The 15,239-nt window shown below is 60.2% G+C and carries 12 protein-coding genes; 5 read left to right on the top strand and 7 right to left on the bottom strand.

What is annotated here, in order from left to right; genetic code table 11:
* Together ACVHNU_RS12465 and ACVHNU_RS12460 are read right to left on the bottom strand one after the other, a co-directional pair.
* Positions 1-960 (bottom strand): AAA family ATPase, encoded by a 960-nt coding sequence (locus tag ACVHNU_RS12465; RefSeq protein ID WP_003218556.1) that lies wholly within the window; start codon positions 958-960, stop codon positions 1-3.
* A 394-nt stretch (positions 961-1,354) separates the two neighbouring features.
* Positions 1,355-1,708 (bottom strand): hypothetical protein, encoded by a 354-nt coding sequence (locus ACVHNU_RS12460; protein ID WP_003225678.1) that lies wholly within the window; start codon positions 1,706-1,708, stop codon positions 1,355-1,357.
* 325 nt (positions 1,709-2,033) lie between these two features.
* On the opposite strand from ACVHNU_RS12460, the gene ACVHNU_RS12455 reads away from it, so the two are divergent.
* Positions 2,034-3,425: a hypothetical protein gene (locus ACVHNU_RS12455; protein WP_473019870.1), complete on the top strand. Its 1,392-nt coding sequence runs from the start codon at positions 2,034-2,036 to the stop codon at positions 3,423-3,425.
* A 480-nt stretch (positions 3,426-3,905) separates the two neighbouring features.
* Positions 3,906-8,801, top strand: a complete 4,896-nt coding sequence (locus ACVHNU_RS12450; protein ID WP_473019869.1) for an NAD-glutamate dehydrogenase — start codon at positions 3,906-3,908, stop codon at positions 8,799-8,801.
* A gap of 165 nt (positions 8,802-8,966) precedes the next feature.
* On the opposite strand, the gene ACVHNU_RS12445 is transcribed toward ACVHNU_RS12450, so the two are convergent.
* The 4 genes from ACVHNU_RS12445 to pdxR all read right to left on the bottom strand — a co-directional run bounded on the left by ACVHNU_RS12445 (position 8,967) and on the right by pdxR (position 12,429).
* Complete coding sequence (locus ACVHNU_RS12445; RefSeq protein ID WP_473019868.1) at positions 8,967-9,680, bottom strand: ATPase; 714 nt, start codon at positions 9,678-9,680, stop codon at positions 8,967-8,969.
* Between the two features lie 240 nt (positions 9,681-9,920).
* Positions 9,921-10,322 carry a cupin domain-containing protein gene (locus ACVHNU_RS12440; protein ID WP_103520890.1) on the bottom strand — a complete coding sequence of 134 codons (402 nt, stop codon included), beginning with the start codon at positions 10,320-10,322 and terminating at the stop codon, positions 9,921-9,923.
* A gap of 256 nt (positions 10,323-10,578) precedes the next feature.
* Positions 10,579-10,872 (bottom strand): putative quinol monooxygenase, encoded by a 294-nt coding sequence (locus ACVHNU_RS12435; RefSeq protein WP_003225668.1) that lies wholly within the window; start codon positions 10,870-10,872, stop codon positions 10,579-10,581.
* Positions 10,873-10,995: 123 nt separating this feature from the next.
* The gene (gene pdxR / locus ACVHNU_RS12430) at positions 10,996-12,429 is read right to left on the bottom strand and encodes a MocR-like pyridoxine biosynthesis transcription factor PdxR (protein WP_473019867.1); all 1,434 of its coding nucleotides are present in this window, start codon (positions 12,427-12,429) and stop codon (positions 10,996-10,998) included.
* Positions 12,430-12,740: 311 nt separating this feature from the next.
* Here pdxR and ACVHNU_RS12425 point away from each other — a divergent pair, with 311 nt between their 5' ends.
* A complete protein-coding gene (locus ACVHNU_RS12425) occupies positions 12,741-13,181 on the top strand; it encodes a carboxymuconolactone decarboxylase family protein (protein ID WP_473019866.1) in 441 nt (146 codons plus the stop codon).
* A gap of 293 nt (positions 13,182-13,474) precedes the next feature.
* Here the strand turns inward: ACVHNU_RS12425 and ACVHNU_RS12420 are convergent, their stop codons facing one another.
* Positions 13,475-13,789: a hypothetical protein gene (locus tag ACVHNU_RS12420; RefSeq protein WP_201137405.1), complete on the bottom strand. Its 315-nt coding sequence runs from the start codon at positions 13,787-13,789 to the stop codon at positions 13,475-13,477.
* 207 nt (positions 13,790-13,996) lie between these two features.
* On the opposite strand from ACVHNU_RS12420, the gene ACVHNU_RS12415 reads away from it, so the two are divergent.
* Both ACVHNU_RS12415 and ACVHNU_RS12410 read left to right on the top strand, forming a co-directional pair.
* Complete coding sequence (locus ACVHNU_RS12415; protein WP_045122491.1) at positions 13,997-14,662, top strand: secretin and TonB N-terminal domain-containing protein; 666 nt, start codon at positions 13,997-13,999, stop codon at positions 14,660-14,662.
* Complete coding sequence (locus ACVHNU_RS12410; RefSeq protein ID WP_027613107.1) at positions 14,659-15,210, top strand: RNA polymerase sigma factor; 552 nt, start codon at positions 14,659-14,661, stop codon at positions 15,208-15,210. Before ACVHNU_RS12415 ends, ACVHNU_RS12410 begins: the two co-directional genes overlap by 4 nt.
* Positions 15,211-15,239 lie beyond the last annotated feature (29 nt).

Below are 15,239 nucleotides of genomic sequence, written 5' to 3'. Positions count from 1 at the left end.
TCAAGCGACGGCTACGACGTCGAGAATCCGCTGCACCACCCGATCCTGATCGATGCCGGCGGCTTCGGCTTCAAACGACAGAATGATGCGGTGACGCAACACGTCGAACAGCACGGCCTGAATGTCCTCGGGGCTGACGAAATCGCGACCGGCCAGCCACGCGTGAGCACGGGCGCAGCGGTCGAGGGCGATCGAGCCGCGCGGGCTGGCGCCGTAGGCGATCCACTCGGCCATTTCCGGGTCGAATTTGGCCGGCGTGCGCGTGGCCATGACCAGTTGCACCAGGTATTCCTCCACGGCGTCGGCCATGTACAGACCGAGGATTTCCTTGCGCGCGGCGAAGATCGCTTGCTGGCTGACCCGGCGCTCGGGTTTGGTTTCGCCATTGAGGGCTTCGCCACGAGCCTGTTGCAGGATGCGGCGTTCGACGGCGGCGTCGGGGAAGCCGATCTTGACGTGCATCAGGAAGCGGTCGAGCTGCGCTTCGGGCAGCGGGTAGGTGCCTTCCTGCTCGATCGGGTTTTGCGTGGCCATCACCAGAAACAGCGGTGACAGTTCATACGTGCTGCGTCCGACGCTGACCTGCCGTTCGGCCATGGCTTCGAGCAGCGCCGATTGCACCTTGGCCGGCGCACGGTTGATTTCGTCCGCCAGTACCAGGTTGTGGAAGATCGGCCCTTGCTGGAACACGAAACTGCCGGTTTCCGGGCGATAGATCTCGGTGCCGGTGATGTCGGCCGGCAGCAGATCCGGGGTGAACTGGATGCGATGGAACTGGGCTTCGATGCCCTCGGCGAGTTCTTTGATCGCTTTGGTCTTGGCCAGACCGGGAGCACCCTCGACCAGCATGTGGCCGTCGGCGAGCAGGGCGATGAGCAAACGCTCGATGAGTTTTTCCTGGCCGAGAATCTGCGTTGAAAGAAAGGTTCGCAGCGCCAGCAGCGCTTCACGATGTTCCATCGGTGACTGTTCCTGGAAAGGGTGGCCGCAGGCGTTCGGATAACGCCGTGGCTGGGGGCGTTACTTTAATCCATCGAGGGGGGTGGCGACTAACGGCATTTTGCGCAAAGTGCGGGAAATGACTGGGGCAATTGTTGGAATTTTGTAGCCGGAGAAAGGTGCAGTGTTCTTTCGGGCCTCTTCGCGAGCAGGCTCGCTCCCACATTTGAACGGCGTACACCCATCAATGTGGGAGCGAGCCTGCTCGCGAAGGGGGCAGTCCAGACGACATCAAATTTCGCCCCATCGCTGGCAAGCCAGCTCCCACAGGTATCAGCGGTGCGAATGCGATTTATGCAACACATCGGTCCTTGTGGGAGCTGGCTTGCCAGCGAAGAGGCCGGCTCAGGCACCCTCAAATCTGGCTGATATAGGTCCCGGTCCCATCAAGGATGTTCTTCAGGGTTTCTTCAACTTCAGCCAGATCAACCATGTCCGGATTGAAGGTAATCTCCAGCACATCATCGCCATTCAGCGCATCGGCATCCGCCGCCGCGATCTCGATCTTCAGCAGAGTCTTGGTCAAGGTGACTTTCACGCCGTCCAGCGTCGAAGGCTCGCCATCCAGGGTGATCTCCAGCTCATCCTCGTCCGGGTAGCGGCTCATCAGAAACATGTCGCCCTTGTCGCTGTGGCAGCAGAGCATGGCCATGTTGTCTTCTTCGTCGTCGCACGGGTTGACGATCAATAGGGCGGTGGTCATTTGCATGGGGAATTCCTGCCTCGGCGGGCGTGTTGGTCGCAATTGGGCGCGATTCTGCCAGTCCGGGAAGATTTCTGCTGCTACATCTTGGCAACCTGAGGTTAGAGGTAGGGTGCGCATTATTGGAATCGTGAATGAAGTGGGAGCATTCCGAGGATGTTTTCCGCTTCATGAGTCTGAAAGATCCGGCGCCAGTGTAAGGAAAGAGGCTTGGCGGATTTTTTTTGAGGTTTTCAGGATATTCGCTTGTTTTCTCGACATTTCTGCCACTACTTTTACATTCGGACGCAAAGGAGTGCGCAGACCAAAATTGAGAAAAAGGAACTTTGAATTGAATCAGTATTTCGAGTGGGCCGATGAAATCCGTCATCTGTCCGAAGAGCAGATTGAGCAAATTTACGAGCGCTATCTGAACGGCGAGAAAAGTGCCGAATTGATGGCCGAGTTCCAGATTCCGGCCACCGTTCGCAGTTTGCTGAAGGTGCTGCCGCCGATTGTCAGTCGGGAGCTGAAGTGCCCTTACTGCGACCTGCCGATGTGGGTTCGTCGACACGCAAAGGGGACGCCGGTCTCATTGCGCAAACCTTTTCAATGTGTCAGTTGCGAGCATCAGCATCTCCCTCCCGGCCCGGGGCGGCGTACACCTTGTACCTGCCGAGAGTGCAGGGCATTCCGTCAGCAGCAAATAGCCGCTCAGGCCGAGCGGGACCGTATCGAGCTTGAGTTGCGATACGGCGGGCCTTGTCCTCCGGTGCCTTATACATCGCTGAAGTTTGTTCAGAAACTGACATTGCTGGCGTTGCTTGATGACGGCACAGCGTCGAATGTCGAATGGATTGCGCCCCTCGGCGCCGCTTCACGCAGTGAGGTGCTCGCGCCAACCAGCGAACTGTGTGAGCAGTGGGTCAAAGAGCTCCATGAGGCAAGGGTGTTGCGGGTCGCAACGGCTTCGGATATCAAGGCGTTCGACAGGGCTGACGGCTGCCGAATCATCGATTACGCGGCCGTGCATTGGCACCCCAACGTGGCACTGCAGCCCGGCAAGCCCTGCTCCCGCGCCAACCTGTACCTTGCGCTGTACCAGGAGTTGTCCGACTGCGTACAGCCAGCCTGGAAAAGCGAGCTATACACGCTGATATTCGACATGGCCCGGGAGGAGTCGATCCAATACGTCCGCATCCTGGCCAATGAAGTGAGTTTTACCTTCACCGCTGAGTCTCGTGCCGAAACAATTGTCGGTCAATTGTTGCAGGACTTCTCCGTAAGCCAGATCTTTTACTTCGCCAGGCTGGCGGTGAAGAACGCGGCGCATTTTTTTGCCACCGGTCAGTCAAAAGGGCGCAATCATGCGGCCAACACCATTCCAGGCAACATGCTCGGCACTGCGCAGGACGCGCTGACACGCAACTGGCGCAAGAATGCACATCGCGATTCTCGAGTGCCGCAGTCGGCGCTGCATCGGCTGTTGTACGACGTGGTGCTCAAGGACAGCGGTGCAGGCTTTTCCAAGGCGCCGGGTGTCTACTGGCGCGATGAGCTGGTCCCTCAGTTTTTCTCCCGCGCAGCGCATGAGAACGGCCTGCTCGATCTTTCGCAAATGTTCTGCCGAGAGTGCGACTCTCCGAACATTGATGTCAGCATGAACAAGCTGGTGGTGAAAACCATGTGTTACGACTGCGCCACCATCAGCAGATTCAAAGCCTACGAAGAGTTGCCGGACTGATTCGTATCAAGGCCTTGCGCTGAACCTGATGCCACGCTCCGGGTCGATAGATCGGCCAGGAGCGTTTTCGTATCTGAATATGTAACTCCACGAACGCGGCTTTTGGGACGAGGGTGCCGTAAACCGGGGATTCAAGCCGGCGTTTTGCGCCATGAATGCTAGTGTTTATCGGTGCCGAACCCCTTGTTTACGTGCCAATGACCGAATATGTCGCAGCACCGCAAGCAGACACATTGTCGCACCCATTAAGCTGCGCAACGGATGAGCACCCGTAAAGGCATTGTCGGCAGCCCTGACAGTCGTTTTTGCAGATGCTCATTCAATGGAAGGTGAATGTGACCTGAGTGTCGTGTCCAGCTTCACCCACCTGTCACCCTGTTTCCTCTGCCCGAGAATCAGGAACAGGGCGACGGAGGCCCCGAAAGGGGTTTTGCAAGCGACGCTTTCCATCAATAACAAGCCCCAAGCGGAGTACCACAGATGGCGTTCTTCACCGCAGCCAGCAAAGCCGACTTCCAGCACCAACTGCAAGCGGCACTGGCGCAGCACATCAGTGAACAGGCACTGCCACAAGTGGCGCTGTTTGCTGAACAATTCTTCGGCATCATTTCCCTGGACGAGCTGACTCAACGTCGCCTCTCCGACCTCGCTGGCTGTACTCTTTCTGCGTGGCGCCTGCTTGAGCGCTTCGATCACGCGCAACCGCAAGTGCGCGTCTACAACCCCGATTACGAACGTCATGGCTGGCAGTCGACCCACACCGCGGTTGAGGTGCTGCACCACGACCTGCCGTTCCTGGTCGACTCGGTCCGCACCGAGCTGAACCGCCGCGGCTACAGCATCCACACCCTGCAAACCACCGTGCTCAGCGTGCGTCGTGGCAGCAAGGGCGAGTTGCTGGAAATCCTGCCGAAGGGCAGCACCGGCGAAGGCGTGCTGCACGAGTCGCTGATGTACCTGGAAATCGACCGCTGCGCCAACGCGGCCGAACTCAATGTGCTGAGCAAAGAGCTGGAGCAGGTGCTCGGTGAAGTGCGCGTCGCGGTCGCTGATTTCGAGCCGATGAAGGCCAAGGTGCAGGAGATCCTCACCAAGCTCGATCACAGCGCATTCGCCGTCGATGCCGACGAAAAGACTGAAATCAAGAGCTTCCTGGAATGGCTGGTGGGCAACCACTTCACCTTCCTCGGCTACGAAGAGTTCACCGTTGTCGATCAGGCCGATGGCGGTCATATCGAATACGACCAGAATTCCTTCCTCGGCCTGACCAAACTGCTGCGCACCGGTCTGACCGACGAAGACCGTCACATCGAAGACTACGCGGTGAACTACCTGCGCGAACCGACCCTGCTGTCGTTCGCCAAGGCTGCGCACCCGAGCCGCGTACACCGTCCTGCCTACCCGGACTACGTGTCGATCCGTGAAATCGACGCCGACGGCAACGTCATCAAGGAACACCGCTTCATGGGCCTGTACACCTCTTCGGTGTATGGCGAGAGCGTGCGGGTCATTCCGTTCATCCGTCGCAAGGTCGAAGAAATCGAACGCCGCTCCGGCTTCCAGTCCAAGGCTCACCTGGGCAAGGAACTGGCGCAGGTACTCGAAGTGCTGCCGCGTGATGACCTGTTCCAGACCCCGGTCGACGAGCTGTTCAGCACCGTGATGTCGATCGTGCAGATCCAGGAACGCAACAAGATCCGCGTGTTCCTGCGCAAAGACCCATACGGTCGCTTCTGCTACTGCCTGGCCTACGTGCCGCGCGACATCTATTCCACCGAAGTGCGCCAGAAGATCCAGCAGGTGCTGATGGAGCGCCTGAAGGCCACCGACTGCGAGTTCTGGACCTTCTTCTCCGAGTCCGTGCTGGCTCGCGTGCAGCTGATCCTGCGCGTCGATCCGAAGAACCGCATCGACATCGACCCGCTGCTGCTGGAAAAAGAAGTGGTACAGGCCTGCCGCAGCTGGCAGGACGACTACGCCGCACTGACCGTCGAAAGCTTCGGCGAAGCCCACGGCACCAACGTGCTGGCGGACTTCCCGAAAGGCTTCCCGGCCGGCTACCGCGAGCGTTTCGCGGCGCATTCGGCCGTGGTCGACATGCAGCACCTGCTGAGCCTGAACGAAAAAAATCCGCTGGTGATGAGCTTCTATCAGCCGCTGGGTCAGGTGTCCGGCCAACGCGAGCTGCATTGCAAGCTGTACCACGCCGATACCCCGCTGGCGCTGTCCGACGTGTTGCCGATTCTGGAAAACCTCGGCCTGCGCGTGCTGGGCGAGTTCCCGTACCGTCTGCGTCACACCAATGGCCGCGAGTTCTGGATCCACGACTTCGCGTTCACCGCGGCTGAAGGTCTGGAGCTGGACATCCAGCAACTCAACGACACCCTGCAGGACGCGTTCGTCCACATCGTCCGTGGCGATGCCGAGAACGATGCGTTCAACCGTCTGGTGCTGACCGCCGGTCTGCCATGGCGCGACGTCGCGCTGCTGCGTGCCTACGCCCGTTACCTGAAGCAGATTCGTCTGGGCTTCGACCTGGGTTACATCGCCAGCACCCTGAACAACCACACCGACATCGCTCGCGAGCTGACCCGGTTGTTCAAGACCCGTTTCTACCTGGCGCGCAAGCTGGGCAGCGATGATCTGGAAGACAAGCAGCAGCGTCTGGAACAAGCGATTCTGACCGCACTGGACGACGTTCAGGTGCTCAACGAAGACCGCATCCTGCGTCGCTACCTGGACCTGATCAAAGCCACCCTGCGCACCAACTTCTATCAGACTGATGCCAACGGCCAGAACAAGTCGTACTTCAGCTTCAAGTTCAACCCGCACGCGATTCCTGAGCTGCCGAAGCCGGTACCGAAGTTCGAAATCTTCGTTTACTCGCCACGCGTCGAAGGCGTGCACCTGCGCTTCGGCAACGTTGCCCGTGGTGGTCTGCGCTGGTCCGACCGTGAAGAAGACTTCCGTACCGAAGTCCTCGGCCTGGTGAAAGCCCAGCAAGTGAAGAACTCGGTCATCGTGCCGGTGGGTGCGAAGGGCGGCTTCCTGCCGCGTCGTCTGCCACTGGGCGGCAGCCGTGACGAGATCGCGGCTGAGGGCATCGCCTGCTACCGCATCTTCATCTCCGGTCTGCTGGACATCACCGACAACCTGAAAGACGGCGCGCTGGTGCCGCCGGCCAACGTCGTGCGTCATGACGACGATGACCCGTACCTCGTTGTGGCCGCGGACAAGGGCACTGCAACCTTCTCCGACATCGCCAACGGCATCGCCATCGACTATGGCTTCTGGCTGGGTGACGCGTTCGCCTCCGGTGGTTCCGCCGGTTACGACCACAAGAAAATGGGCATCACCGCCAAGGGCGCGTGGGTCGGCGTGCAGCGCCACTTCCGCGAGCGCGGCATCAATGTTCAGGAAGACAGCATCACTGTGGTCGGCGTCGGTGACATGGCCGGTGACGTGTTCGGTAACGGCCTGTTGATGTCCGACAAGCTGCAACTGGTGGCCGCGTTCAACCATATGCACATCTTCATCGATCCGAACCCGAACCCGGCGACCAGCTTCGTCGAGCGTCAGCGCATGTTCGACCTGCCGCGTTCGGCCTGGACCGACTACGACACCAGCATCATGTCCGAAGGCGGCGGTATCTTCTCGCGCAGCGCGAAGAGCATCGCCATCTCGCCGCAGATGAAAGAACGCTTCGACATCAAGGCCGACAAGCTGACCCCGACCGAACTGCTGAACGCCTTGCTCAAGGCGCCGGTGGATCTGCTGTGGAACGGCGGTATCGGTACTTACGTCAAGGCCAGCACCGAAAGCCATGCCGACGTGGGCGACAAGGCCAACGACGCACTGCGCGTGAACGGCAACGAGCTGCGCTGCAAAGTGGTGGGCGAGGGCGGTAACCTTGGCATGACCCAACTGGGTCGTGTGGAATTCGGTCTCAATGGCGGCGGTTCCAACACCGACTTCATCGACAACGCCGGTGGCGTGGACTGCTCCGACCACGAAGTGAACATCAAGATCCTGCTGAACGAAGTGGTTCAGGCCGGCGACATGACCGACAAGCAACGCAACCAGTTGCTGGCGAGCATGACCGACGAAGTCGGTGGTCTGGTGCTGGGCAACAACTACAAGCAGACTCAGGCTCTGTCCCTGGCGGCGCGTCGTGCCTACGAGCGCATTGCCGAGTACAAGCGTCTGATGAGCGATCTGGAAGGTCGTGGCAAGCTGGATCGTGCCATCGAGTTCCTGCCGACCGAAGAGCAGATCAACGAGCGCGTTGCGGCAGGCCATGGCCTGACCCGTCCCGAGCTGTCGGTACTGATCTCGTACAGCAAGATCGACCTCAAGGAACAGCTGCTGAACTCGCTGGTGCCGGACGACGACTACCTGACCCGCGACATGGAAACGGCGTTCCCGCCGACCCTGGTCAGCAAGTTCTCCGAAGCCATGCGTCGTCACCGTCTGAAGCGCGAGATCGTCAGCACCCAGATCGCCAACGATCTGGTCAACCACATGGGCATCACTTTCGTGCAGCGACTCAAAGAGTCGACCGGCATGAGCCCGGCGAACGTGGCTGGCGCTTACGTGATCGTGCGTGACATCTTCCACCTCCCGCACTGGTTCCGTCAGATTGAAGCGCTGGACTACCAGGTCAGCGCTGACGTGCAACTGGAGCTGATGGACGAGCTGATGCGTCTGGGCCGTCGCGCTACGCGCTGGTTCCTGCGTGCCCGTCGCAACGAGCAGAACGCTGCCCGTGATGTGGCGCACTTCGGTCCGCACCTCAAGGAGCTGGGTCTGAAACTCGACGAACTGCTGAGCGGCGAAATCCGCGAAAACTGGCAGGCGCGTTATCAGGCCTACGTCGCGGCCGGTGTTCCGGAGTTGCTGGCGCGTATGGTGGCGGGTACCTCGCACCTGTACACCCTGCTGCCGATCATCGAAGCCTCCGACGTGACCGGGCAGAACCCTGCCGAAGTGGCCAAGGCCTACTTCGCCGTGGGCAGTGCGCTGGACATCACCTGGTACCTGCACCAGATCAGCGCGCTGCCGGTTGAAAACAACTGGCAGGCCCTGGCCCGTGAAGCGTTCCGTGACGATGTGGACTGGCAGCAACGTGCGATCACCATCTCTGTCCTGCAACAGGGCGACGGCACACTGGATGTGGAAGCACGTCTGGCGCTGTGGATGGAACAGCACGAAGGCATGATCGAGCGCTGGCGCGCCATGCTGGTGGAAATCCGTGCTGCGAGCGGCACCGACTACGCCATGTACGCCGTTGCCAACCGCGAACTGCTCGACCTGGCGTTGAGTGGGCAAGCGGTAGTGCCTGCAGCTGCTGCGAATGCCGAGCTTGAACTGGCGTAAGTAGTGGTTGAATGAGAAAGCCCCGGTGTCGTGAGATGCCGGGGCTTTTTTATGTCTGTGGGTTTTGTGTTGCCTGGTCTGGCCCCTTCGCGAGCAAGCTCGCTCCCACATTTGAAATGCATTCCCCCTGTGGGAGCGAGCTTGCTCGCGAAGAGGCCTTTTGCATCAATACAATTTATGTGCTTGTTTGTTATCCAGCATCGACACTTTATCTGTCGGCCTGGTCAATAAATTACTGAGCGACTGGTCAAACTTCTGCAAGGCTCTAACTTGTACATCTTCCTGTTGATTGATATCGGCCACGATCTCTTCCGAACGTTTGAAGTCCGCCCACACGGGCGTCAACTCTTTCGCCTCCGAACCTTTCGCCGTACCGATGTAGTTCAACTTCGCATCATAAAAATCCGCACTGACATCGGCTTTGATATCGGAACTGCGCGAAGTGATCAACTGGCTGTGGGTATCGACGATCGCCACCACATCGGGGTTAGCCGCACGCAGGCTTTGCATGTCCGGGTACACCGTCACCGAGCCGAACTGCCGTTGCAGCGAGGCCTTGACCCAGTCCACCGCCATGTCGGGTTTTGAGGTGGCGACGTAGGCGTCGTGGATCGGCTGCACCAGCAGGCTCTGGCCGAAACCGGTGCCGGCGTTGGCCTGGTAGTTACGCAGGTATTCGCGGTTGGTCTGGGTGCTTGGGCTGTAGACCACGCCCAACGACACGCCGGGACCACTTTTTACCTGAGCGGCGCTGCTGCGCCCGACCGGTTGGGTGAACAGGGAATCGAGGGACGAGACCGCTTGTGGCGCGGTGGGTACTGAACAGGCGGACAAGGCTAAAACCGATATCGCCAAGATGCTGGCAAACGCAAGTTTCATGGTGAGTCTCCCGTGAAGCAACTTCAGTCGAAAGTCATTGTTGTCGCGGCTGTTTGTGATGAGCGCACGACAGTTAACTCAGACTAAACCCGCCAAGCTGTAAATAACCTGACAATTTCCCCGCTTATGATCGTGCGATAGTTTTATTTGCTTTAAGTCGAATCGGTTAATTGCCTGGGGAAATAAAAAGGCGCGAAACGATGTTTTGCGCCTTTTTATTTATGGCTGTGCAAACAACCATCAGTTTTTCAAGGGGATCAGCACTTGCTCGTCCGGGGCCAATACCATGAATACCAGCAACTTCGCCGGTTTGGTCTGGCTGGCGTTTTTCGACACCAGATGTTCGGAGCCGGCCGGTTCGTACCAGAATTGGCCCTTCTTGTAGGTGATCGCCTGTTCGCCCTTGACCTGGGAAATCACTTCGCCCTCGAGCACGTAGGCCATGGCAGTGCCGTCGTGTTTGTGGGCGATGGACGATTGGCCGGGCTGGTAATCGACTTCGATCATCATGGCTTTCTTGCCGGGGGCGTTTTTCAGCATTTGGTCTTGCAGCACCGTAACTTTCTCGGACGGATCGTGGGCCAGCGCAGCGGCAGACAGGGACAGGGCGAGAACGGCGGTGAAGAGGTGCAGGGCTTTCATGGCGGATCACCTGTGGGAGGAGGGGGTGGTGATCACAGTAGTCTGCGGGGCGGGGTATTCAAACGGCCAATATTCGGGAAGATCGGGTGACCAATTCAGGCCGGACGAGAAACAACTGTGGCGAGGGAGCTTGCTCCCGCTGGGCGCGAAGCGCCCCCAAAACCTGGCACCTGATTCCTTCAGACGAATCACATTGGCCGGTTTGCGACTGCTGCGCAGCCGAGCGGGAGCAAGCTCCCTCGCCACAGGCGTCAGATCAGACGATTGGGAAGCTATTGAAATCCACGCTATTGGCCAACCGGCTATCGATCAGATCGATAAACCCCTGCGCCTCGGGCCGGTTGAAGTGCGCCTGCATCGCCGCTTCTGACTGCCAGCGCGCACTCACGGTCCAGCGCTGGCTGTCCTCGGGGCAGCGGTCGACCATATAGGCGTCGCAGCCCGGTGTCTGGCGCAGGGTGTCGACGATCTTCTGCAACTGCCGGCCGAGCTCTTCCGAACGGCCGGCGGCGGCGCGCACCTGGACGGTGTTGATCACTTCGTTGGACATTGCTCACACTCCTGAATCAGGCCGGACGAATCCTGCTCATTGAGGGATAACGCCAGTGCAGAATAGGCCTGCACCTCGTGATCACCAATAACCAATCGGCGGTTAATCGCCCAGACCAATGATTCACGCCACTTGTTGCAGAATGTCGCGCAGGCGATCCAGAGCGGTGTCGATATCGAGGGTTTCAATCGCACCGAAGCCGAAGTACAGACCGCTCTTCACCGGTTGCCGGTGATGGAATCCATCGATGGAATACAGCCCGACCTCGACTTTTTTCGCCAGTTCGATCACCAGCGGCAGGTCGATCGGCACCTTGCACAGCACCGCCATGTGGAACCCGGCACTGGGCGGTATCGCTTCCAGCCACGGCGCCAGATCCGTGGCCATGCGCGCCAGAATCCGCTCGCGGCGCTGGGCGTAAATCGCGTGGCAACGGCGAATATGCTTGAGCAGGCAACCTTCGGCGATGAACTTGGCCAGCGCCCATTGCGGCAGGGTCGAGGCGTGCAGGTCGGTCAGCTGTTTGGCGCGGATCACCGCTTCGAGGATCGCCGGCGGCAGGATCGCGTAACCCAGGCGCAACTCCGGCAGCAGGGTCTTGGAGAAGGTGCCGACGTAGGCGACGATGCCGCGCTGATCGAGGCTGAACAGAGAGTCCGTAGGCCGGCCTTCGTAGCGGAACTCGCTGTCATAGTCGTCCTCGATGATGATCGCGCCCAGCTCATGCGCCCGGGCCAGCAAGGCCTCGCGGCGCGCCTGGCTCATCGGCATGCCCAGCGGAAACTGGTGCGACGGGGTGACGTAAATCAGCCGCGTACCCTCGGGAATCTGTTCGACCACAATGCCTTCGGCATCCACCGGGATTCCGACCACTTCGGCACCGTAGGTGCCGAACAGCAGGCGCGCCGGCGGATACCCCGGGTCCTCCATCGCCACCCGACTGCCGGGGCTGATCAGCACGCGGGTGATCAGGTCCAGCGCCTGTTGCGCGCCGTTGCACACCACAATGTCTTCGTCCTGACAGTTGATCCCGCGCGAAAACGCGATGTGCCGGGCAATCGCATTGCGCAGCGCCGGCAGACCCTCGGGCACGCTGTAGAAGCCCTTGGACCCGGCCATCTGGCGCATCGCATGCGACACGCAGCGGCGCCAGTCGTCATGCGGGAACTGGCCCTTGCTGGTGGCGCCGCCGATGAAGTCATAGCGCAACGAACCTTCCAGCGACGGGTGGCGCAAAAACACCGGGAGATTGCGCCAGCGCTCGATCACCTCGGCGCTGGCCAGTTCGGTGTGGCTTTGCTTGCGCTGAATCTGCGCCGGGCGGGCGTTGACGTAGGTGCCTTTGCCGATCACCCCGGTGAGGAAATTTTCGTAAGTCAGCTGCGCGTAGGTGTCGGAAATGGTCTTGCGCGAGATCCCCAGTTGCTCGGCCAGCAGACGGCTGGGCGGCAACTGCGTACCAGCGGCCAGACGCCCGGACTCGATGGCGCCGCGCAGCTGGTTGTACAGCTGGCCGGCGAGGTCCTTGCGGCCATTTATCACGACGTGAAGTTCCATACCGACGCGGCTCCGGGGGGCGATTGGGGTGTCGGCCAGATTAGCGCTGTTGCGTGATTGGCAGTAGTTGCGCAGCACAAAAACCCGAAATTGGCCTAGACCCCCTGTGGGAGCGAGCTTGCTCGCGAATGCGGTGGGTCAGTCAACACTTTAGTAGCTGACACGACGCCTTCGCGAGCAAGCTCGCTCCCACAGGGGATCTGTGTAGAGGTTGAGGGCAGTGGTGTGGCGGTTTTTCGTGGAATTGGGGCTGTGACTCCGGCAGTTCTGCGCTTACCGTGAACTCATCATTCCGCTTCCCGAGACCTGCCATGTCCCCGCGTCTGGACTACTACAACGCATCGCCCAAGGCGATGAAAGCGATGATCGCCATGGAGGCGCTGACCAGCGACCTGAGCATCGAGGCGCCGCTGTTGCAACTGATCAGGATCCGCGCCTCGCAGCTCAACGGCTGCGCGTTCTGCACCGACATGCATTCGGTGGACGCGCGGCGGGCCGGGGAGAGTGAGCGGCGTTTGTATGCGATCGCGGTGTGGCGTGACAGCGGCTTTTTCAATCCCCGTGAACGCGCCGCCCTGGGCTGGGCTGAGGCCGTGACACTGTTGGCGGAAAGTCATGTGCCGGACGAGGTTTACCAGTCGGCCAAAGCGCAATTCAGTGAGGCGGAACTGGTGGATCTGACCATGGCCGTGACCACGATCAACAGCTGGAATCGCCTCGCAGTAAGCTTTCGCCAAACCCCAAGCGACTGACTTGCACAAAACCCTGTGGCGAGGGAGCTTGCTCCCGCTCGGCTGCGCAGCAGTCGCAAAACCTTTGCATGCGGTCTGTCAGTTAAAACCGGTTCGGCAGATTTGGGGGCGCTGCGCACCCCAGCGGGAGCAAGCTCCCTCGCCACAAAGTTTGGTCTTCAGTTTGGTGGGCGGTGAGCTTTCGTCAGCTCCAAAGTGACTGAAGATCAAAAGATCGCAGCCTTCGGCAGCTCCTACATTCGATCCCATGTAGGAGCTGCCGAAGGCTGCGATCTTTTGACTTTGATGTTTCCCTAATTCGGTGGGCGCTGTGGTTTGACTGACGTCCCAAACGTATTCCCCATCCGTGTACTGGTCGCGGCCGGGGTTGCGAGGCCAACCTGATTCGGTGGCCGCTTGTTCACCGGCACATTCAGTGCTTCCTGATTCTTTTCCGCGGCGGCAGCCCCTTCCGGGTTGTTGCCCATCTGCTGACTCAGGCAGTCGTAATTCGGCGCCTTGTAGCCGCCCACCGTCACCTCCACACAGCCCAGCGGCTGTTCGGCGTGGGCACTGGCGAAGGCGCTCAGCAGCAGCCCGCCGAGGGCGAATTTCCACAGTGATTTCATGCAAGCCTCCTGGCCGGCCCGAAGCGGCCGTTCTCTGATTGCAGTCTAGTGCAAGCCTCGCGCGAATCCCGTGATGGTTTTTTTGCACCGCCCGTCACACCAGATTCATAAACAGCCATCAGGATGACGGTTTTCAGGGGTACGTCAGCCGTGCAGCGAGGCAGTTCCAGGGACGGTCTTCAGCGTTCAGCGACTCTTGTGCGCCGGGTGAGTCTGGGGCTGCTGCTTGGCTGGTTGAGCAGTGCTGCGACAGCTGAACCCGCGCCCGCCGACTTGCGCATGACGCTGCACATCCCGGCGCAGGATCTGGCCCGGGCACTGGATCAGTACAGCCATGCCACGGGCGTTGCAGTGCTGGTCGACAGTCAGTTGAGTCGTGGCCGGCGCTCATTGGCGGTCGATGGCGAATACACCGCTGCCGACGCCTTGCGCCGTTTGCTCGGCGGCAGTGGCCTGATGGCGCGTTATGCCCGCGACGATGCGTTTACCTTGCAAGTGGCGCAGGTCGAGGACGTGCCGTCGGCCCTGGATAAAACCACGCCGGCCAGCGCCGCTGTGAGTCGCAGCTACGCCACCGCCGTGCAAGCGGCGATCGAGCGCAACCTGTGCCGTTCGCCACTCACCCGTCCGGGCAGTTATCGCGCGGTGTTGCAGGTCTGGGTCGGGCGTGACGGCGTGGTGCAGCACAACCGGTTGGTCACTTCGACCGGTGATGAACGGCGCGATACCGCGCTGGTGGAGAGCTTTCGCAATCTCAGGATCGACCGGCCGACGCCCAGCGCGTTGCGTCAGCCGGTCACGTTGCTGTTGTTACCGGAGTCGTCAGGGAAACGCATGGAATGCACCAAATGGGAAGGAGTTTCCGGGGGATGAAAGACACCGGACAAGGTTCGATGGTCCAGCTGTTCCTGACGTCCTACGAGGACTTTCGGGTGCGCTTGCGCCGCCGTCTCGGCTCGGAAGACCTGGCCAACGACGTGCTGCACGAAACCTACCTGCGGGTCGACCGCATGGAAACGCCGCCGAACCTGCTGCGGCCCAACGCCTACCTCTATCGCATGGCCCTGAACATCGCCGCCGACCGCCGTCAGGCCGATGCGCGCCTGCTCACCGGCGAGGAAGTCGAAGAGCTGCTGCAAATCGGCGACGAGGCGCTGGACCCGGCGCGAGTGGTCGGTGGGCAGAAGGAAATCCAGTCGCTGCTCAGTGCCCTCTACGAGCTGCCAGCGCGGCGTCGCAGAATCTTCATCGCGGCGCGGCTGGAGGAGGCGCCGCACCTGGAAATTTCCCAGCGCTTCGGCATCTCCACACGCATGGTCGAGAAGGAAATCAAAGCTGCATTGGGCTTCTGCGCGGCGAAACTGGAAAGAAAAGTGTTTCAGCGGTTCGGTCGCGGGGCCGGAAAACCGTCTTCTGAATAGTGCCCGATCAATTCGTTGAGAATCTGCGC

The sequence above is a fragment of the Pseudomonas sp. Ors-4-3C genome (assembly GCF_055755035.1).
The sequence above is the reverse complement of the archived record's forward strand: the minus strand, read 5'-3'. Positions and strand labels throughout refer to the sequence as shown.

What these genes read in the sequence shown, in the direction of transcription:
- ACVHNU_RS12465 (WP_003218556.1), bottom strand. Translation starts at nt 960, where the DNA reads ATGGAACATCGTGAAGCGCTGCTGGCGCTGCGAACCTTTCTTTCAACG.
- ACVHNU_RS12460 (WP_003225678.1), bottom strand. Translation starts at nt 1,708, where the DNA reads ATGCAAATGACCACCGCCCTATTGATCGTCAACCCGTGCGACGACGAA.
- ACVHNU_RS12450 (WP_473019869.1), top strand. Translation starts at nt 3,906, where the DNA reads ATGGCGTTCTTCACCGCAGCCAGCAAAGCCGACTTCCAGCACCAACTG.
- ACVHNU_RS12445 (WP_473019868.1), bottom strand. Translation starts at nt 9,680, where the DNA reads ATGAAACTTGCGTTTGCCAGCATCTTGGCGATATCGGTTTTAGCCTTG.
- ACVHNU_RS12440 (WP_103520890.1), bottom strand. Translation starts at nt 10,322, where the DNA reads ATGAAAGCCCTGCACCTCTTCACCGCCGTTCTCGCCCTGTCCCTGTCT.
- ACVHNU_RS12435 (WP_003225668.1), bottom strand. Translation starts at nt 10,872, where the DNA reads ATGTCCAACGAAGTGATCAACACCGTCCAGGTGCGCGCCGCCGCCGGC.
- pdxR (WP_473019867.1), bottom strand. Translation starts at nt 12,429, where the DNA reads ATGGAACTTCACGTCGTGATAAATGGCCGCAAGGACCTCGCCGGCCAG.
- ACVHNU_RS12425 (WP_473019866.1), top strand. Translation starts at nt 12,741, where the DNA reads ATGTCCCCGCGTCTGGACTACTACAACGCATCGCCCAAGGCGATGAAA.
- ACVHNU_RS12420 (WP_201137405.1), bottom strand. Translation starts at nt 13,789, where the DNA reads ATGAAATCACTGTGGAAATTCGCCCTCGGCGGGCTGCTGCTGAGCGCC.
- ACVHNU_RS12410 (WP_027613107.1), top strand. Translation starts at nt 14,659, where the DNA reads ATGAAAGACACCGGACAAGGTTCGATGGTCCAGCTGTTCCTGACGTCC.